Origin of the sequence: Streptomyces sp. NPDC001851 (genome assembly GCF_040297165.1) — a bacterium.
In the GTDB taxonomy this organism is placed as follows: Bacteria; Actinomycetota; Actinomycetes; order Streptomycetales; family Streptomycetaceae; genus Streptomyces.
This window is the reverse complement of the sequence record NZ_JBEOYR010000006.1, coordinates 88,206-106,653: the sequence shown is the minus strand read 5'-3', so window position 1 is coordinate 106,653 and position 18,448 is coordinate 88,206. Positions and strand designations below refer to the sequence as shown.

Annotated in this window: 22 protein-coding genes; 11 read left to right on the top strand and 11 right to left on the bottom strand. The window is 68.9% G+C overall.

Annotation, left to right across the window (positions count from 1 at the left end; all coding sequences use genetic code 11):
* Positions 1-77 precede the first annotated feature (77 nt).
* The 3 genes from ABT171_RS10520 to ABT171_RS10510 all read right to left on the bottom strand — a co-directional run bounded on the left by ABT171_RS10520 (position 78) and on the right by ABT171_RS10510 (position 2,809).
* Positions 78-1,109: an alanine racemase gene (locus tag ABT171_RS10520; protein WP_351241955.1), complete on the bottom strand. Its 1,032-nt coding sequence runs from the start codon at positions 1,107-1,109 to the stop codon at positions 78-80.
* 83 nt (positions 1,110-1,192) lie between these two features.
* Positions 1,193-2,314: a peptidoglycan bridge formation glycyltransferase FemX gene (femX, locus tag ABT171_RS10515; RefSeq protein ID WP_069779853.1), complete on the bottom strand. Its 1,122-nt coding sequence runs from the start codon at positions 2,312-2,314 to the stop codon at positions 1,193-1,195.
* A 177-nt stretch (positions 2,315-2,491) separates the two neighbouring features.
* Positions 2,492-2,809: a hypothetical protein gene (locus ABT171_RS10510; protein WP_351242341.1), complete on the bottom strand. Its 318-nt coding sequence runs from the start codon at positions 2,807-2,809 to the stop codon at positions 2,492-2,494.
* Positions 2,810-3,081: 272 nt separating this feature from the next.
* Here ABT171_RS10510 and rpsF point away from each other — a divergent pair, with 272 nt between their 5' ends.
* The 4 genes from rpsF (at position 3,082) to rplI (ending at position 4,785) form a co-directional block, all read left to right on the top strand.
* The gene (rpsF, locus tag ABT171_RS10505) at positions 3,082-3,372 is read left to right on the top strand and encodes a 30S ribosomal protein S6 (protein WP_014673750.1); all 291 of its coding nucleotides are present in this window, start codon (positions 3,082-3,084) and stop codon (positions 3,370-3,372) included.
* 75 nt (positions 3,373-3,447) lie between these two features.
* Entirely contained in the window at positions 3,448-4,026 is a 579-nt protein-coding gene (locus ABT171_RS10500) for a single-stranded DNA-binding protein (protein WP_351241952.1), read from the top strand.
* Between the two features lie 57 nt (positions 4,027-4,083).
* A complete protein-coding gene (gene rpsR, locus ABT171_RS10495) occupies positions 4,084-4,320 on the top strand; it encodes a 30S ribosomal protein S18 (RefSeq protein ID WP_003949403.1) in 237 nt (78 codons plus the stop codon).
* A gap of 18 nt (positions 4,321-4,338) precedes the next feature.
* Positions 4,339-4,785 (top strand): 50S ribosomal protein L9, encoded by a 447-nt coding sequence (gene rplI, locus ABT171_RS10490; protein ID WP_067000461.1) that lies wholly within the window; start codon positions 4,339-4,341, stop codon positions 4,783-4,785.
* Positions 4,786-4,944: 159 nt separating this feature from the next.
* Here the strand turns inward: rplI and ABT171_RS10485 are convergent, their stop codons facing one another.
* Positions 4,945-6,282 (bottom strand): MATE family efflux transporter, encoded by a 1,338-nt coding sequence (locus ABT171_RS10485; RefSeq protein ID WP_351241949.1) that lies wholly within the window; start codon positions 6,280-6,282, stop codon positions 4,945-4,947.
* A 482-nt stretch (positions 6,283-6,764) separates the two neighbouring features.
* Here ABT171_RS10485 and dnaB point away from each other — a divergent pair, with 482 nt between their 5' ends.
* The gene (dnaB, locus tag ABT171_RS10480) at positions 6,765-8,243 is read left to right on the top strand and encodes a replicative DNA helicase (RefSeq protein ID WP_351241947.1); all 1,479 of its coding nucleotides are present in this window, start codon (positions 6,765-6,767) and stop codon (positions 8,241-8,243) included.
* Positions 8,244-8,360: 117 nt separating this feature from the next.
* On the top strand, positions 8,361-9,749 hold the full coding sequence (locus tag ABT171_RS10475; RefSeq protein ID WP_351241945.1) for a serine hydrolase domain-containing protein: 1,389 nt from the start codon (positions 8,361-8,363) through the stop codon (positions 9,747-9,749).
* Between the two features lie 53 nt (positions 9,750-9,802).
* On the opposite strand, the gene ABT171_RS10470 is transcribed toward ABT171_RS10475, so the two are convergent.
* Positions 9,803-10,291 (bottom strand): MarR family winged helix-turn-helix transcriptional regulator, encoded by a 489-nt coding sequence (locus ABT171_RS10470; RefSeq protein WP_351241943.1) that lies wholly within the window; start codon positions 10,289-10,291, stop codon positions 9,803-9,805.
* A 141-nt stretch (positions 10,292-10,432) separates the two neighbouring features.
* Here ABT171_RS10470 and ABT171_RS10465 point away from each other — a divergent pair, with 141 nt between their 5' ends.
* Both ABT171_RS10465 and ABT171_RS10460 read left to right on the top strand, forming a co-directional pair.
* A complete protein-coding gene (locus ABT171_RS10465; RefSeq protein WP_351241941.1) occupies positions 10,433-11,641 on the top strand; it encodes an MFS transporter in 1,209 nt (402 codons plus the stop codon).
* Positions 11,642-11,757: 116 nt separating this feature from the next.
* Positions 11,758-12,177 (top strand): GlcG/HbpS family heme-binding protein, encoded by a 420-nt coding sequence (locus tag ABT171_RS10460; protein ID WP_351241939.1) that lies wholly within the window; start codon positions 11,758-11,760, stop codon positions 12,175-12,177.
* A 73-nt stretch (positions 12,178-12,250) separates the two neighbouring features.
* Here the strand turns inward: ABT171_RS10460 and ABT171_RS10455 are convergent, their stop codons facing one another.
* The gene (locus ABT171_RS10455) at positions 12,251-13,117 is read right to left on the bottom strand and encodes a GNAT family N-acetyltransferase (RefSeq protein ID WP_351241937.1); all 867 of its coding nucleotides are present in this window, start codon (positions 13,115-13,117) and stop codon (positions 12,251-12,253) included.
* A 150-nt stretch (positions 13,118-13,267) separates the two neighbouring features.
* On the opposite strand from ABT171_RS10455, the gene ABT171_RS10450 reads away from it, so the two are divergent.
* Positions 13,268-13,903: an HAD family hydrolase gene (locus ABT171_RS10450; protein ID WP_351241935.1), complete on the top strand. Its 636-nt coding sequence runs from the start codon at positions 13,268-13,270 to the stop codon at positions 13,901-13,903.
* 30 nt (positions 13,904-13,933) lie between these two features.
* On the opposite strand, the gene ABT171_RS10445 is transcribed toward ABT171_RS10450, so the two are convergent.
* From ABT171_RS10445 to ABT171_RS10425, 5 genes are all read right to left on the bottom strand, one after another.
* Positions 13,934-14,416 carry an NUDIX domain-containing protein gene (locus tag ABT171_RS10445; protein ID WP_076089889.1) on the bottom strand — a complete coding sequence of 161 codons (483 nt, stop codon included), beginning with the start codon at positions 14,414-14,416 and terminating at the stop codon, positions 13,934-13,936.
* An 87-nt stretch (positions 14,417-14,503) separates the two neighbouring features.
* Complete coding sequence (locus tag ABT171_RS10440; RefSeq protein WP_351241933.1) at positions 14,504-15,409, bottom strand: LysR family transcriptional regulator; 906 nt, start codon at positions 15,407-15,409, stop codon at positions 14,504-14,506.
* A 218-nt stretch (positions 15,410-15,627) separates the two neighbouring features.
* Entirely contained in the window at positions 15,628-16,776 is a 1,149-nt protein-coding gene (locus tag ABT171_RS10435) for a cystathionine gamma-lyase (protein ID WP_351241931.1), read from the bottom strand.
* Entirely contained in the window at positions 16,773-17,264 is a 492-nt protein-coding gene (locus ABT171_RS10430) for a low molecular weight protein-tyrosine-phosphatase (RefSeq protein WP_351241929.1), read from the bottom strand. The genes ABT171_RS10435 and ABT171_RS10430 overlap by 4 nt, the downstream gene beginning before the upstream one ends.
* Before the next feature lie 7 nt (positions 17,265-17,271).
* Positions 17,272-17,649, bottom strand: coding sequence for a phage holin family protein (locus tag ABT171_RS10425; RefSeq protein WP_351241927.1), 378 nt, complete (start codon positions 17,647-17,649; stop codon positions 17,272-17,274).
* A 60-nt stretch (positions 17,650-17,709) separates the two neighbouring features.
* Between ABT171_RS10425 and ABT171_RS10420 the strand changes: the two genes are divergently transcribed.
* A complete protein-coding gene (locus tag ABT171_RS10420) occupies positions 17,710-18,027 on the top strand; it encodes a cupin domain-containing protein (protein ID WP_023548672.1) in 318 nt (105 codons plus the stop codon).
* A gap of 151 nt (positions 18,028-18,178) precedes the next feature.
* Entirely contained in the window at positions 18,179-18,391 is a 213-nt protein-coding gene (locus ABT171_RS10415) for a DUF5326 family protein (RefSeq protein WP_351241925.1), read from the top strand.
* Positions 18,392-18,448: the final 57 nt, after the last annotated feature.

The following is an 18,448-nucleotide window of genomic DNA, read 5'->3' as shown; positions in this document are numbered from 1 at the left end:
CGAACGCCCCAGCAGAAGGCCATGAAGGAGGCCGTACACGCGCACTGCGTGTACGGCCTTCTGCCGTCCTGGCCGGCTCAGCGGTCCACGAGCCGGTCGAACTGCGTGGTGGTGTGCCGAAGATGGGCCACCAGCTCGTCACCGACCTTCGGCTCCGGAGCGTCCGACGGGACGAACAGGATCGACACCTGCATGTGCGGCGGCTCGGCGAACCAGCGCTGCTTGCCGCCCCAGACGAACGGAGAAAGGTTCCGGTTGACCGTGGCGAGGCCGGCCCGTGCGACGCCCTTGGCGCGCGGCATGACGCCGTGCAGGGCCTTCGGGGCCTCCAGGCCCACGCCGTGCGACGTACCGCCCGCCACGACCACCAGGTAGCCGTCGGAGGCCGCCTTCTGCTGCCGGTAGCCGAACCGGTCGCCCTTGGCCACACGCGTGACGTCCAGGACGGCGCCGCGGTACTCGGTCGCCTCGTGGTCCCCCAGCCACAGCCGCGTGCCGATGCGGGCGCGGAACCGTGTCTGCGGGAACTGCTGCTGCAGCCGGGCCAGTTCATCGGCCTTGAGGTGGCTGACGAACATCGTGTGCAGCGGCAGCCGGGCCGCGCGCAGCCGGTCCATCCAGCCGATGACCTCCTCGACCGCGTCCGAGCCGTCGGTGCGGTCCAGCGGCAGATGGATGGCGAAGCCCTCCAGCCGGACGTTCTCGATGGCCTGGTGCAGCTGGGGCAGGTCCTGCTCGCTGATGCCGTGGCGCTTCATCGACGACATCACCTCGATGACCACCCGCGCGCCGACGAGACCGTACACACCGTCGACCGACGACACCGAGCGCACCACCCGGTCGGGCAGCGGCACGGGCTCCTCGCCACGCCGGTACGGCGTCAGCACCAGCAGGTCACCGCTGAAGAAGTCCTTGATGCGTGCGGCCTCGTACGTCGTGCCGACCGCGAGCAGGTCCGCGCCCAGCCGCGTCGCCTCCTCCGCCAGCCGTTCGTGCCCGAAGCCGTAGCCGTTGCCCTTGCAGACCGGGACCAGCCCAGGGAACTGCTCGTGCACGTGCTTGTGGTGCGCCCGCCAGCGCGCGGTGTCGACGTAGAGCGTGAGCGCCATGGCCGGACCCGGAACCTTTCTCGTGGCTGCGGTGGATCAGAGGTGTGCAGGCTGTGAAGCCTATGGAATCAAACGCCCGCGGCTCAGCGGCGCGACATGTAGATGTCGAGCGCCTTGTGCAGCAGCTTGTTCAGCGGGAAGTCCCACTCGCCGAGGTACTCGGCGGCCTGCCCGCCGGTGCCCACCTTGAACTGGATCAGACCGAAGAGGTGGTCCGTCTCGTCCAGCGAGTCGGAGATGCCCCGCAGGTCGTAGACGGTGGCGCCGAGCGCGTAGGCGTCGCGCAGCATCCGCCACTGCATCGCGTTCGAGGGCCGGACCTCACGGCCGATGTTGTCGGAGGCGCCGTAGGAGTACCAGACGTGGCCACCGACGATCAGCATCGTCGCCGCGGACAGGTTCACACCGTTGTGGCGGGCGAAGTACAGCCGCATACGGTTGGGGTCCTCGGTGTTGAGGGCCGTCCACATGCGCTGGAAGTACGACAGCGGGCGGGGCCGGAAGTGGTCGCGCACCGCCGTGATCTCGTACAGCCGCTGCCACTCTGCCAGGTCCTGGTAGCCGCCCTGTACGACCTCGACGCCGGCCTTCTCGGCCTTCTTGATGTTGCGCCGCCACAGCTGGTTGAAGTTCTTGTGGACCTCTTCCAGGGAGCGGTTGGCCAACGGCACCTGGTAGACGTAGCGCGGCTGGACGTCACCGAAACCGGCGCCGCCGTCCTCGCCCTGCTGCCAGCCCATGCGGCGCAGCTTGTCCGCCACCTCGAAGGCACGCGGCTCGATGAAGTCGGCCTCCAGGTCGCGCAGCCGCTTGACGTCCTGGTCCTGGATGCCCTTCTTGATCGTCTCGGCGTTCCAGCGCCGGATGATCACCGGCGGCCCCATCTTCACCGAGAAGGCGCCCTGCTGCTTCAGATGCGCCAGCATCGGCTGGATCCAGTCGTCCAGGTTGGGCGCGAACCAGTTGATGACCGGGCCCTCGGGGAGATAGGCGAGGTAGCGCTTGATCTTGGGCAGCTGGCGGTAGAGGACCAGGCCGGCACCGACCATCTCGCCGGTGCGGTCGTCGAACCAGCCGAGGTTCTCCGAACGCCACTCCGCCTTCACATCGGCCCAGGCCGGGACCTGCATGTGGCTCGCCGCCGGCAGGCTCTGGATGTAGGCCAGATGCTGCTCGCGGCTGATGGTCCTCAGGGTCAGGCTCATGTCGGGGCGCTCCTCGGGCTGGTGTGTCCCCATGGGTACAGGGGCTCCGGCTCTAGCGCCGAAGCCTACTGCGCCTTGCGAACGCCCCGACTGGGCGTATGGGCCTTAACCCCGGTCGGACGGGCGGCCGGGGCGGTCCGCGGTGTTCGAAAAGGCGTGTCGGACGGCGTCCGGCGGTCAGCTGCCGATGAGCCCGCCGAACAGTCCACCGTGCGCCATGCTGATCAGGAAACCCACTCCCGCAGCGCCGAGACCCAGGATCAGAACGAAGCGCTCCCGAGTGGTCACCGAGATCCACTGCCCGTAGATGCCGACGGCAAGGCCCACCAGACCTGTCCAGGAGCTGAGCAGGTGGAGGCCGTGGAAGAAGGACGTGACGAAGGACAGCACGCCGAGGACGAAGGTCACCGCCATCAGGGTGTCCTGAAGCGGACGAGCCTTGCCGTCCGTGGCGAAGAGGGAACCGGCGACGTTGGGATGCAATGTCTGTGCCATGGGCACCTCCTGCGGAAGGCGGCGCATAGTAGCGCCGTACACACCCGACGTGTACAGGGTGACGGTCTGCACGCCCGGATTTCAACCGGAAGCGGGTGTGCGGGTAGTCTGTACCGTCTGCATTGGTGTCTGCCCACGCCTGCCCAGGTAACACTGCAGGGATCCCTCAAGGCCCCCGATTGTCAGTGGCGGCCGATACCGTTGCGTACGCATCACAACCCTCCTGCCACGGAACGACCGTGGCCGCTGAGTCCAAAGGAGGTGGGTTCCACATGCGTCACTACGAGGTGATGGTCATCCTCGACCCCGATCTCGAGGAGCGTGCTGTCTCCCCGCTGATCGAGAACTTCCTGTCCGTCGTCCGTGACGGTGGCGGCAAGGTTGAGAAGGTCGACACCTGGGGCCGTCGTCGTCTCGCCTACGAGATCAAGAAGAAGCCCGAGGGCATCTACTCGGTCATCGACCTGCAGGCCGAGCCTGCGGTCGTCAAGGAGCTCGACCGCCAGATGAACCTGAACGAGTCGGTCCTCCGGACCAAGGTCCTCCGTCCCGAGACCCACTGAGCTCTCCCGCTCAGCTGATCTCGGGATTCGAGTAGCAGCAAGCAGCCAGCAGCAAACCCGCCGAGAGGTTCCCCCATGGCAGGCGAGACCGTCATCACGGTCATCGGCAATCTTGTCGACGACCCCGAGCTGCGCTTCACCCCGTCCGGTGCGGCGGTCGCGAAGTTCCGCGTCGCGTCCACTCCCCGCACCTTCGACCGCCAGACGAACGAGTGGAAGGACGGCGAGAGCCTCTTCCTGACCTGCTCGGTCTGGCGTCAGGCGGCGGAGAACGTCGCCGAGTCGCTCCAGCGAGGCATGCGCGTCATCGTGCAGGGCCGGCTGAAGCAGCGGTCGTACGAGGACCGTGAGGGCGTCAAGCGCACGGTCTACGAGCTGGACGTCGAGGAAGTCGGCCCCAGCCTGCGCAACGCCACGGCCAAGGTCACCAAGACCGCCGGTGGCGCTCGCGGTGGCCAGGGCGGTTACGGCGGCGGTGGCAACCAGGGTGGCGGCGGCTGGGGCGGAAGCTCCGGCGGCGGCCAGCAGGGCGGCGGCGCTCCGGCTGACGACCCGTGGGCGACCGGCGCTCCCGCCGGTGGCAACCAGGGCGGCGGCGGCTGGGGCGGAGGCTCCGGCGGCGGTGGCGGCTACTCGGACGAGCCCCCCTTCTAGGTCCTCGGACCAAGGGTGGGTCGTACCCCAACTTCTTGATCACACAGGAGAAACACCATGGCGAAGCCGCCTGTGCGCAAGCCGAAGAAGAAGGTCTGCGCTTTCTGCAAGGACAAGGTCACGTACGTGGACTACAAGGACACGAACATGCTGCGGAAGTTCATTTCCGACCGCGGCAAGATCCGTGCCCGCCGCGTGACCGGCAACTGCACGCAGCACCAGCGTGACGTCGCCACGGCCGTGAAGAACAGCCGTGAGATGGCGCTGCTGCCCTACACGTCCACCGCGCGCTAAGGGAAGGGTGACCGACTCATGAAGATCATCCTCACCCACGAGGTCTCCGGCCTCGGTGCCGCTGGCGACGTCGTCGACGTCAAGGACGGTTACGCTCGCAACTACCTGATCCCGCGGAAGTTCGCTATCCGCTGGACCAAGGGTGGCGAGAAGGACGTCGAGCAGATCCGTCGCGCTCGCAAGATCCACGAGATCCAGACCATCGAGCAGGCCAACGCTGTGAAGGCCCAGCTTGAGGGCGTCAAGGTCCGCCTGGCCGTCCGCTCCGGCGACGCCGGTCGTCTCTTCGGTTCCGTCACCCCGGCCGACATCGCGTCCGCGATCAAGGCTTCCGGTGGCCCCGAGGTCGACAAGCGCCGCATCGAGCTGTCCGCCCCGATCAAGACTCTGGGCGCCCACGAGACGTCCGTGCGTCTGCACCCCGAGGTGGCCGCCAAGGTCAACATCGAGGTCGTCGCGGCCTGATCGCTGCGCTCTGCTTGATTGAGCAGCTCTGAAAGGGGCCGCGCCATCACCGGCGCGGCCCCTTTCGCATGTGCTGGGTTGGAATAGCACCGGCACAGCGTGGAGAAGAACGGGTGTTTCACGTGAAACACGGCAGCCGGCTTGTTTCACGTGAAACGGTCAGCGAGTGGCTCCCGTGACGACCCAGCGACCCGAGCGGGTGCGCAGCCACAGGGTCAGCATGCGAATGGCCATCATGAGTGTCATCGCAGCCCACAGTGCGGTGAGGCCGCCGCCGAGTGTGGGGACGAGCAGCGCGAGGGGAGCGAACACCGCTAGCGTGACGATCATCGCCCACGCCAGGTACGGTCCGTCACCCGCGCCCATCAGTACCCCGTCCAGCACGAAGACGATTCCGCAGACGGGTTGCGAAAGCGCCACCATCAGCAGCGCGGGCAGTGCAGTGTCCTTGACCACCGAGTCGTTGGTGAACAGGGGCAGGAAGAGCGGCCGGGCGGCCACCACGAGCAGGCCGAGAATCACCCCGGTAGCGATGCCCCACTGGACCATGCGGCGGCAGGCGTCACGTGCTCCTTGCGCGTCGTCCGCGCCGAGGTAGCGGCCGATGATGGCCTGACCCGCGATCGCAATGGCGTCGAGAGCGAAGGCCAGCAGACTCCACAGGGACAGGATGATCTGGTGGGCAGCGATATCGGCGTCGCCGAGATGAGCTGCGACCGCCGTGGCGATCATCAGGATCGCCCGCAGGGACAGCGTGCGGACCAGGAGCGGAACGCCTGCCTGAGCCGAGGCCCGGATGCCGGCGGCATCCGGGCGAAGCGATGCCTTGTGCCGACGGGCCCCGCGGACGACCACGGTCAGATAGACGGTTGCCATACCGAACTGAGCGATCACCGTGCCCCAGGCCGAACCGGCGATGCCGAGCCCGGCGCCGTAAACGAGTCCTGCATTGAGCGCGCCGTTGGCGACGAAGCCCGCGCCGGCGACGCGGAGCGGGGTCCTGGTGTCCTGCAGTCCGCGGAGTACTCCCGTGGCGGCGAGGACGATGAGCATGGCGGGGATGCCCAGTGAGGAGACGCGCAGATACGTCGTGGCGTAAGGCGCCGCGGTTGTGGAGGCGCCGAAGAGGTCCACGATGCCGGGTGCCAGCGGAAGTACGACGGCGATGACGGCGGTGCCGAGCAGCAGCGCCAGCCAGATGCCGTCCATGCCCTGGCGAATGGCCGCCTGCAGATCGCCGGCGCCGACGCGCCGGGCCACGGCGGCGGTGGTCGCGTAAGCGAGGAAGACGAAGACGCTCACCGCGGTGGTGAGGAGTGCCGCGGCAACGCCGAGGCCGGCGAGCTGTGCGGTCCCGAGATGGCCGACGATGGCACTGTCCGCCATGACGAAGAGAGGCTCGGCGACGAGCGCGCCGAAGGCCGGGACGGCCAGCGCGACGATCTCTCGGTCGTGCCGCCGACGGGTGACCTTGGGTATCGCGGGAGCCTGTGTCATGGGCACTAATCTAATCGTCCACAGGTAAGTGATACAACTCCCTAGTGCCCCTTACTTCTGCTCTCCGGGTGTGTGCTTCGGCGCACCGTTCGACCGGATCTTGGTCCGACTGGGGAAGTTTTTCTTCTGCACAGCCGGTGGACGGTAAAGGTGCAGGTCAGTGCGGTCTGATGGGTGCGAGGGAGGGCTTGTTCACAGGGCTGTCCACCGGGTCGTGCACAGGTTTCGGCGAGTTCTCCACAGCATACGGGCCGTCGTCCACATGGCCTGTGGATAACCAGATTGGCTGACGCTGCCGACAGGCCTACCGTGGTCCGGCGCCCACTCCTTCCCCAGGCCCGGGAAGCGTCCTTCCCTCGGCCCTGGAATCGTCACAAACCCGACGCGCCAGAACCGGAGTTGGGCCTCTCATTTGTCAGTGCCGTGCCGTACAAAAGAGGACACGGCGAGGTCCGCCCTGCGGACGGGGAGGAGGTGGCTCGGTGAGCATTTCCGAGCCCTTGGACGATCCGTGGGCCGATGCCGGACCCAGTGATCGTCTGCCGGCCTCCCGGCGACGCAGTGACGGCGGCCGCAGCCGCGAGGAACAGCACGACAGGGGCCGGGAGAACGACTCCTGGGACGGCGGGGGCTCCTCCTTCGAGCGCGTGCCGCCACAGGACCTCGACGCCGAGCAGTCGGTACTGGGCGGCATGCTGCTGTCGAAGGACGCCATCGCCGACGTCGTCGAGATCCTCAAGGGCCACGACTTCTACAAGCCCGCACACGAGACGATCTACCAGGCGATCCTGGACGTCTACGCCAAGGGCGAGCCGGCCGACCCGATCACCATCGCAGCCGAGCTCACCAAGCGCGGCGAGATCAACAAGGTCGGCGGGGCCGCCTATCTGCACAGCCTCGTCCAGACCGTACCGACGGCGGCCAACGCCGAGTACTACGCGGAGATCGTCCATGAGCGGGCCGTGCTGCGCCGCCTGGTCGAAGCCGGTACGCGCATCACACAGATGGGATACGCGGCCGACGGCGACGTGGACGAGATCGTCAACCGCGCCCAGGCCGAGATCTACGCCGTCACCGAGCAGCGCACCAGCGAGGACTATCTCCCGCTCGGCGACATCATGGAAGGCGCCCTCGACGAGATCGAGGCGATCGGCTCGCGCAGCGGTGAGATGACCGGTGTGCCGACCGGCTTCACCGACTTCGACTCGCTGACGAACGGTCTGCACCCGGGCCAGATGATCGTCATCGCGGCTCGTCCCGCCATGGGTAAGTCGACACTCGCGCTGGACTTCGCGCGGGCCGCCTCGATCAAGCACAACCTGCCGAGCGTCATCTTCTCGCTCGAAATGGGCCGCAACGAGATCGCGATGCGTCTGCTCTCCGCCGAGGCCCGGGTCGCCCTGCACCACATGCGGTCCGGCACGATGACCGACGAGGACTGGACCAGGCTCGCCCGCCGCATGCCGGACGTGTCGGCCGCACCGCTCTACATCGACGACTCGCCCAACCTGTCGATGATGGAGATCAGGGCCAAGTGCCGGCGCCTGAAGCAGCGCAACGACCTGAAGCTGGTCGTCATCGACTACCTCCAGCTGATGCAGTCCGGCGGCTCCAAGCGCGCCGAGAGCCGGCAGCAGGAGGTCTCGGACATGTCCCGTAACCTCAAGCTGCTCGCCAAGGAGCTGGAGATCCCGGTCATCGCGCTCTCGCAGCTCAACCGTGGCCCCGAGCAGCGCACCGACAAGAAGCCGATGGTCTCCGACCTGCGTGAGTCGGGCTCCATCGAGCAGGACGCCGACATGGTCATCCTGCTGCACCGTGAGGACGCGTACGAGAAGGAGTCCCCGCGCGCGGGCGAGGCCGACCTGATCGTGGCCAAGCACCGAAACGGCCCCACCGCCACGATCACGGTCGCCTTCCAGGGCCACTACTCCCGCTTCGTGGACATGGCCCAGACGTGATCGCCCGACCGGGTGAGCCCGGGCGCTCGGACGATCAGCCGGTCCGAGCGCGTGCTCCTCGGACGCCGTCCGCGAAATGAACTCGACGGCCGTTGTTCCACGGGGTGGACTGGGGCCATGACGACACCCCAGGAAGAGCTGCTGCTGCCCACGACCCGGCGAGCCCTGCTGCACCGGATCGCCGTCGCGCAGGCCGAGGGACGGTCGCCCTCGCTGGTCGCGGCCGTCGTGCGGGACGGCCGGGCCGTGTGGCACGGAGCGCGAACCTCGGTGGACGGCCACGGTCCGGACGAGAATGTGCAGTACCGGATCGGCTCCATCACCAAGACCTTCACGGCCGTCCTGGTGATGCGGCTGCGCGACGAGGGCCTGCTCGACCTCGGTGATCTCCTGGAGAAGCATCTTCCGGGCACCGGCGCGGGCGAGGCGACGATCGCGGACCTGCTCGCGCACACCGCGGGACTGGCGGCCGAGTCACCCGCCCCCTGGTGGGAGCGGACCCCGGGCACCCTCCGCCCGGAACTGGCCGATGTGCTGGGCGAGCAGCCCCTGCTGCACCCCGTCGGCCGACGGCACCACTACTCCAACCCCGGCTACACGCTGCTCGGCGCGCTGGTGGAGGAGCTGCGCGGTGCTCCCTGGGAGGAAGTGCTGCGCAGCGAGATCCTCGAACCTCTCGGTCTGCACCGCACCGGCACGCGGCCCGAGGCACCGCACGCCGGCGGCTGGGCCGTGCATCCGTGGGCGGACGCGATGCTGCCGGAGCCGCTGGAGGACCTGGGCAGGATGGCTCCGGCCGGTCAGCTGTGGTCGACCACGGGAGATCTGGCGCGGTTCGCCGCGTTTCTGGCCGCGGGGGACGACCGGGTACTGAGTGCGGAGTCGGTGCGGGAGATGCGTACGCCTGCGGCGCCCGCCGAGGCCGCCGACGTGCTGGACGGGGCCACCTATGGCCTCGGTCTGCAGATCCAGCGCCGCGACGGCCGGCTGCTGGTGGGGCACTCCGGTTCACTGCCGGGCTTCCTGGCGAACCTCACCCTCAGCGTGGAGGACGACGTGGCGGCAGTGGTGCTCGCCAACTGCACGAGTGGACCGCTGCTCCAAGCGGTCGCCGCGGATCTCGTCCGGATCGTCGCCGAGGCGGAGCCGCGGATCCCGGAACCCTGGCGGCCGCTGCGCGAGGTCGACCCGGCGGTCCTGGAGCTGGCGGGGCAGTGGTACTGGGGGACCAACGCCTTCGGCCTGCGGGTGACTGCTGACGGTCTGCTCGCGCTCGGCCCGCTGACCGGCAGCGGCCGGCGCGCTCGCTTCCGCTCGAACGGGGACGGCACCTGGACGGGCCTGGAGGGTTACTTCGCCGGCGAGCTGCTACGGCCCGTACGCCGCCCGGATGGGGCCGTGAGCCACCTCGACCTCGGCTCGTTCGTGTTCACACGGCAGCCCTACGACCCCGAGGCGCCGATTCCCGGTGGAGTGGACCCGGAGGGGTGGCGCGGTCTCCGCTAGGCCCTGAGCGATCTCCGCCAGGCCCTGAGCGAGAGGGTGGATCACCTGTTCGATCAGCGGGAAGGGGCTCCCGCGCCCGCGCCCTGTGCCGGTACCTTCAGGGACTCCACGACCCGCACCAGCGGGGCCAGTTCGGGGTTCCTGGAGGCCTCGTCCAGAGCCTCCCGGAGGGCGGCGTCATTGGTCGGCCGCGCCTCCTCCAGCAGCCGCAGGCCCGCCTCGGTGACGTTGGTGTAGATACCGCGCCGGTCGGTGGGGCAGAGGTAGCGCTCCAGCAGGCCGCGGTCCTCCAGCCGGGTCACCAGGCGTGTGGTGGCGCTCTGGCTGAGCACGACCGCGTCGGCGACCTGCTTCATCTGCAGATGGCCGCCATCGCCGTCGTGCTGGCGGCTCAGCACATCGAGCAGGGAGTACTCGCGCACGCTCAGGTCGTGCCGTGCCTGCAGGGCGCGCTCGATGTGCGCCTCGATCCTTCCGTGCAGCGCAGAGAGGGCGCACCAGCCCTGCGCGAGGGCGGTGAGCGCGGGGTCCGTCGCTGTCATGGCGTTTCCTCCGTCCCGGAGCGGCTGCAAACAAGAGTAGAGCAAGCCTGCAATAGTGCGCGTTTGCAATTAACGGGCGTCTGCAACTATTGTGGACGCACGCAAAGCGCTCCTGCAATCGTTTGGAAGGTGTAACCCTTCATGCCTCTCGCGCTTCTGGCCCTCGCGATCGGGGCCTTCGGAATCGGAACGACCGAGTTTGTGATCATGGGCTTGCTGCCCCAGGCCGCGGGCGACTTCGGGGTCTCCATCCCTACGGCGGGCCTGCTGGTCACGGGCTACGCGCTCGGCGTGGTCATCGGCGCCCCGCTGATGACCGTGCTCGGCACCAAGGTCGCGCGCAAGCGGATGCTGATGCTGCTGATGGTTCTCTTCATCGTCGGGAACCTGCTCTCCGCCGTGGCACCCGCCTTCGCGATCATGCTGATCGGACGCGTGATCGCCTCGCTCGCGCACGGTGCCTTCTTCGGCATCGGCTCGGTTGTGGCGGCCGAGCTGGTGGCGCCCCACAAGAAGGCCGGCGCCATCGCCATGATGTTCACCGGCCTGACCGTCGCCAATGTCGTGGGCGTTCCGCTGGGCACGCTCATCGGCCAGCACGTCGGCTGGCGCGTCACCTTCGGCCTCGTCGCCGTCCTCGGAGTCATCGGTCTCGCCGGCGTCGCCAAGCTGGTGCCCGAGATGCCGCGGCCGGAGGGCGTGCACCTGCGGCACGAACTGGCCGCGTTCAAGAACGCCCAGGTCCTGCTGGCCATGGCGATGACCGTCCTCGGCTTCGGCGGCGTCTTCGCGGCCATCACCTACATCGCGCCGATGATGACCCACGTCACCGGCTTCGCCGACGGCTCGGTCACCTGGCTGCTGGTCCTGTTCGGCCTCGGCATGGTCGGCGGCAACCTCCTCGGCGGCAGGTTCGCCGACCGCGCCCTGATGCCGATGCTGTACGTCTCCCTGGGCGCCCTGGCCCTGGTCCTGGCCCTCTTCACGCTCACCGCCCACAACAAGATCGCGGCTGCCGTGACGATCACCCTGATCGGCGCGCTGGGCTTCGCGACCGTGCCGCCGCTGCAGAAGCGCGTGCTCGACCAGGCGCACGGAGCTCCGACGCTCGCGTCGGCCGTGAACATCGGCGCCTTCAACCTGGGCAACGCGCTGTCCGCCTGGCTCGGCGGCACCGTGATCGCGGCCGGCTTCGGCTACACGTCCCCCAACTGGGTCGGTGCCGCCCTCGCAGCGGCCGCCCTGGTACTCGCTGTGCTCTCGGCGGCGCTGGAGCGGCGCGACGGTGCCCGCAGCACCGTGGTCGCCTCCGGGACGCCCGCTGGGCAGCGGACGCCGGTCCACCACTGAGCCGCTGGGGCCCCAGGACGCCTCACCATTCGTATCCGCAGGCCTCCGTGCCGGGGGACGACACCCCCCCGGTACGGCAAGCCCCCATCACCGCAACACGCGAGGAGATAACGTCCATGAGCACCACCGCCGTCGCCCCGCTGTCCATCGAGGACGCCGAACTGCTCGTCGCCACGGCCCGCCGCGCGGCCGAGGACGCCGGGGTCACGGTCAGCGTCACCGTCCTGGACGCCGGCGGCCATCTGCTCGCCTTCCGCCGGGACGACCGGGCCGTGCTGATCTCCGGCGAGACCAGCACCCGTAAGGCATACACCGCCCTCCAGCTGAACGCACCCACCGCCGACCTGGTCGACGCCGTTCAGCCCGGCGGCCTGTTCCACACGCTGCCCACAGCCCTCGACCGGCCCCTGCTGTTCATCGCGGGCGGTGTGCCCGTCCACCGGGACGGCCGGCTGATCGGTGCGATCGGTGTCGGCGGCGGTGCGCCGGAGCAGGACCACGGCTTCGCCACCGCAGCCGTGCGGGCGCTCGTCTGATCACCCGGCCCCGGACGGACAACGCCGGCCCGGCCGCACGACGCGGCGGGGCCGGCACGCGTCGTACGAGGGCTCAGCCCGCGGCCACGGTCAGGGGCGCGAACCGCCGGGTCCAGTCCCCCGGGAGTTCCGTGATGCCGTAGGTCATCACCGCGTTGAAGGCCACGGAAGCCAGCCCTCGTGCCTTCACCCACGCCAGCAACTCCTCATGGCGCACGTCGATGTCGGTGCGCAGCGGACGGTCCGTACGGGCCGCCAGCGAGCCGAGGAGAGCCTGGGCGGTCTCGGTGTCCCGGGCGATCAGCGGACCGACGACGTGGGTGTCCATGTTGGGCCACGCGGCCGTGTAGCCGATGACCCGGCCGTCCTCCTCGGCTACCCGCAACTGGTCGGCGAAGGCGGGCAGCCGGGTGATCAGGGGAGTGCGGTCGGCGCCGAAGACCTCCTCGTCGAGGCGCAGGATCGCCGGAAGGTCCTCGGCGGTGGCCGCGCGGGTGAGGACGCCGGATTCCGGCCCGCCGGGAGCGAAGCGGCCCATTAGCATCTCCGCCTGGCCCGTCACCTTGAAACCCAGCTCCTCGTACAGGGGACGGCCGTTGGGCGTGGCGTGCAGGGTGAGCGGGGTGGTCCCCATGGTGGAGACGACATGACGCATCAGGCGGCGTCCGACGCCCTGACGGGCATGGCGTTCGGCCACCAGAACCATGCCGATGGCGCCGAGGTCCGGGCGGTTCCATGAGCCGTACTCCGTGACGACGCATGCGGCGACAAGACCACCCTGGGGATCGTCGATGCCGAAGCCCTTCCCGGCCGCGAGGAGGAACCCCCATTTGTGTTCCTCGCGTGGCCACCCCCGGTCTTCGGACAAGTCGGCGCAGGCGGTGAGATCGCGAAGCGTCAGGCGACGGATGGGCAGAGCGGCGAGGGAAGGAGTCGACACGCAGGTCAGGCTGGCCGACCGGCGCCCTCGGCGTCCACCCGTTTCGACACAGACACACGTGCTTTTGGCCATGCCGTGGCCCTATGCACAGCCCGTGGACGGCTGCCGGTGTTTCACGTGAAACACCGGCAGCCGGTTAGCCTCCCGGCCATGGCGAGACTTCATCTCTTCGACCTTGACGGCACGTTGCTGCACGGCAGCACCGCACCGGTGGAGATTTCTCGTCAGCTGGGGCTGGAAGCGGAGACCGTGGCACTGGACCGCGCGATCGCGGAGGGACGGATCGGTCCGCCGGAGTACGCGGCGCAGGTGTACGACCTGTGGTCCGATCTGACCGAGGCACACGTCAGCGCCGCGTTCGCGGGGGCTCCTTGGCTGGCCCGCATCCGTGAGGTCTGGGTGGAGATCAGAAACGCGGGTGAATACTGCGCGGTGGTGTCGCTCTCGCCGTCCTTCTTCGTGGAACGCCTTCTCGACTGGGGCGCCCATGCGGCGTATGGATCCCGCTTCCCGGCCGTGCCGTTCACCGAGCCCGTCGATCCGTCCGGGGTGCTCAGCGCTGCGGCCAAGGTGACCATCGCGGACCGGCTCTGCATGGAGTTCGGCGTCGCGCGGGCGGACTGCGTGGCGTACGGCGACTCCATGTCCGACAAGGATCTGTTTGCTGCCGTACCGGTTTCGGTGGCGGTCAATGCGGACGCCCACCTGGCCGGGCTCGCGACCCACTCCTATGCGGGACGCGATCTGTGGGATGCCTATGAGCTGGTCGCCCTGCCCGATAGGTGACGGGCATGCTGCGGTCGGGAGCTGAGAGCGTCAACCGAGGTCGGGGGCGTGCATGGCGCGTACGCCCTCGATATTGCCGTCCAGATAGTGGCGCAGCGACAGCGGGACCAGGTGGACGGAGGCGATGCCGACGCGGGTGAAGGGGACGCGGACGATCTCGTACTCACCGGCCGGTTCGTCCACTTCGGGGCCGTGTCGCAGGGCCGGATCCATGGACTCCAGTCGGCAGACGAAGAAGTGCTGCACCTTCACGCCGGTCGCACCGCCGTCCTCGCCGATGTGCTCCACCGTGTCAACAAAACACGGGACCACGTCGGTGATCTTGGCGCCGAGTTCCTCGGACACTTCTCGGTGCAGGGCGTCCACGACGGTCGGATCCCCGGGCTCGACCCCGCCGCCGGGGGTGACCCAGTAGGGATCGACGCCGGGCTTGGTGCGCTTGATCAAGATCAGGTCGTCACCGTCCAGCAGAACGGCACGGGCGGTGCGCTTGACCACGGGTCGGACGGTCATGGGAGAAATGTGGCCCGGCTGGTTCCACGTGAAACATCGCAAAGCGTCACCGCACGACCGCCGTACGTGCACCCTGGGCCCGAGGGCTCACCACCAGCTCGTGGCCGCCCGCAGAAGCCATTCGTGAGCCCGCGCTATATGGGGCATGGCGAGGGTCCCGGTCCGCACCACCAGGAAGTACGTGCGCAGCGGCGGTACCACCGGGTCGTGCAGGGCTGCGACCGTGCCGTCGCCGAGAGCCGCAGCGCACAGATAGCGGGGCAGCACCGCGAGTCCGGCACCCGAGGCCGCGCAGGCGAGCACGGCCCGTAAATCAGGGACGATGACCGTACCCGAGGCGGCGGGGCGGGAGTCGAAGACGGAGGCCCAGTAGCGGGAGACGAAGGGCAGTGACTCGTGGACCTCGACGACGGGGAGATTCTCCAGCGCGGGCGCCCCCTTCAGACGCAGCGCGTCCCCATCGATCCGCTCGACCCAGCGAGGGGCGGCGACCAGTACGTGTTCCTCGTCGCAGAGCGGAGTCGCGGTGAGCAGAGCACCGCGCGGTCGCGCCGTGCTGATGGCCAGATCATGGTGTCCGGCGGCCAGCCCCTCCAGCGTTTCCTCCGCCGTGCCGAAGGAAGCGCGGAGTGCGAAGCCCTGGCCGTCGTCGCCGGTCAGCTCCGTCAGGGCGGGCAGGGCACGCTCGGCGGTGAACTCGGGCGGGCCGGCGAGGTGCAGGGTTCTGAGCGAGGACTCGTCGTCCAGGCCTCTCTCGGCTATCTCCACCAGGGCGTCGAGATGGGGTGCGGCCTTGTGCGCGAGTTCGTCACCGATGGTCGTCGGGGTCACTCCGCGCGCCTGACGAAGGAAGAGGGGTCTGCCCAGCTGTCGTTCCAGCGTGCGGATCTGAGAGGTGACGGCGGGCTGGGACAGGCCGAGCAGAGCGGCGGCGCGGGTGAAGGAACCAGCCCGGTGCACCGTGACGAAGGTGCGCAGCAAGGCCAGGTCCATGGTGTGCCCTCCCCTATCCCTGCCCTCCCTCGGTCCCCCAGGCAGGCCCCAACTATAAATAAGTCGATAGGTCTCTGTCGCTAGCGTGATTGGACACTGACACAGAGTCAACTAGCCTTGTGCGCGCGGTTCTTCGCATGCGGAACCGATGACGGTCCGAGCCACGAGGGGGGAGGCTCGGACCGTCCCGCGACATCAGCGGGCGGAAGGGGACGGGTTCACTCGGCGGACTCGTCCAGGGCACGCAACAGGTCGGCGATCAGGTCCTCGGGATCCTCGGCGCCCACGGACATCCGGATGAACCCCTCCGGGACGTCGTCCCCGCCCCAGCGACGGCGGCGCTCGGCGGTGGAACGCACGCCCCCGAAGCTCGTCGCGTCCTCGACGAGGTGCAGGGCCTGAAGGAAACGCTCGGCACGCGCGCGTGTGGGCAGCGTGAAGGAGACCACGCAGCCGTAACGGCGCATCTGACCCGAGGCGATCTTGTGCGAGGGGTCGTCGGGCAGCCCGGGATAGCGCAGGTGTGACACCTCGGGCCGTTCCTTGAGGACCTTGGCGACCGCGAGGGCGGTGGCGTTCTGCCGTTCGACGCGCAGCTGGAGCGTCGCGATGGACCGGTGCGCGAGCCAGGCCTCCATGGGCCCGCAGATCGCCCCGGCGATCTTGCGCCAGCGCCGTACGGCGGCCATCGCCTCGGCGTCGCGGCCGGTGACGTAGCCCAGCAGCACGTCGCCGTGGCCGGTGAGCTGCTTGGTGCCACTGGCCACGGAGAAGTCGGCGCCGAGCTCCAGCGGGCGCTGGCCGAGCGGGGTGGCGAGGGTGTTGTCGACGGCCACCAGGGCGCCCTGCGCGTGGGCCGCCGCCACCAGCCGCCGGATGTCGCACACGTCGAGCCCCGGGTTCGCCGGGGACTCGATCCACAGCAGCCGGGCTCCGTCGAGGGCCTCCAGCTGGGCGTCGCCGCCGGTGGGTGCGGTGCGTACCTCGATGCCGTACGCCTCCAGCTGGGCGCGGACCAGCGGCAGCACCTGATAGCCGTCGGAGGGCAGTACGACCGCGTCCCCCGCGCGCAGCTGGGAGAACAGCACGGAGGAGGTCGCCGCCATGCCGGAGGCGAAGACCAGGGTCTCGGCGCCATCCCGCCCGGGTGCCTCCAGCTCGCCGATGGCCCGCTCCAGGAGCGTCCAGGTCGGGTTGTCGTCACGGCCGTACGCGTACGGGCCCGTCACCTCGCCGGGCAGGTGGAAGTGTGCCGCGAACACCGGTCCGGGAAGGGTCGGCTCGTGCTTGACCGGCTCGGGCAGTCCGGCGCGTACCGCGCGCGTGCCGTCGCCGCAACGACCCCGGTCCTCGGCGGTGTCGCTCATGCGGCTCGTCCTTCCAGCTGCTCGCGTACGGCGGCGAGCAGGCCGACGCTCGCCGTCTCCACCATCTCAAGACACTCCTCGAAGCCGTTCCGCTGGCCGTAGTACGGATCCGGTACGTCGAGGTCGTCGCCCGCGGCGGAGTCGTACGAGCGCAGGAGGCGGATCTTGTGCGCGTCCTCCTCGGTGGGCGCGAGGCGGCGCAGGGCCTTGAGGTGGCCGGTGTCTAGAGCGATCACGAGATCGAGGCGGGAGAACCACGACGGCTGGAACTGGCGGGCGACGTGATCACTGTCGTAGCCGTGCTCTTCGAGGACCGAGACGGTTCTGGGGTCGGCGGGTTCGCCCTCGTGCCAGCCGCCGGTGCCGGCGCTGTCGACCTCCACCCGGTCGTTGAGGCCGGACTCCGCCACGCGGGCGCGGAAGACGGATTCGGCCATCGGGGAGCGGCAGATGTTGCCGGTGCACACGAAGCAGACGCGGTAGGTCATGGCGCGCTCAGTCCTCGTCGGGCAGGACCATGTGCAGGGCCCAGGAGACGACCGAGACGATCAGACCGCCGACCACGGCCGTCCAGAAGCCTTCCACATGGAAGCTCAGATCGAGCTTGCCGCACACCCAGGAGGTCAGCAGCAGCATCAGCGCGTTCACGACCAGGGTGATCAGGCCCAGGGTCAGGATGAACAACGGGAAGGTGAGCACCTTCACGATCGGCTTGACCAGCCAGTTCACCAGGCCGAAGACCAACGCGACGACGATCAGCGTGCCGGCCTTCCTGGCTGTGCTGTCACCCGTGAGAGTGATCTTGTCCAGCAGCCACACGGCGACCGCCAGGGCGCCCGCGTTGGCGATCGTCTTGACTACGAAATTCTTCATGTGTCTGATCGTGGCAGACCAGAACGACGACGAGCAGAGTGGCAAGGGCGGACAACGGCGATGAAGGCATTCCGGCTGGACGAACTGGAGGCGGAGCGCGCCGCCAACGAGGGGGCCTACCTTCAGTTCCTGCGTGAGCGGAACATGTCCGTCGGCCTGTACGCCCTCAACGCGGGCGAGCACGACCCGCAGAAGCCGCACAACCAGGACGAGGTGTACTTCGTCGTGAGCGGCCGGGCGTCGATCACGGTCGGGCTGGAGACGACCGAGGTGGCGCGCGGCAGCGTCGTCTACGTGCCGGCGGGCGTCGCCCACAAGTTCCACCACATCAGCGAGGACCTGAGGGTTCTCGTCGTCTTCTCTCCGCCCGAGGCGTGAGCCCGCACCGCCGGTTCCCTAGGGGACGGATCAGGGGAGGACAAGGGACGCGAGGCCCCCGCCGGGCCCCTTGCCGGCCCTAGCATCGAGTGCAGAACACAGACGCTGTACCCGAGAACACAGACGTACGAGAAGGCAAAGGACGAGGGCTATGCGAGAGATCTTCGCGGGACTGCCGTGGTGGGTGAAGTGGGTCGCGGTGCCGGTCATCGCCCTGGTCGTGTTCGGCGGCCTGATAGCGACCGTGGTCGGATTCGTGATCGGCCTGCTGTTCAAGGCCCTGGTCTTCGTGGCCCTGGTCGGCGGACTCATCTACGTCGTGCGCAAGTTCATGGCGGGCTCCTCGTCGCGCAGCGACTGGTGACGGACGTGGGCACGGGTGACCGCTCACGGGATCACCCGTTGCCGGCAAGGTGATCAC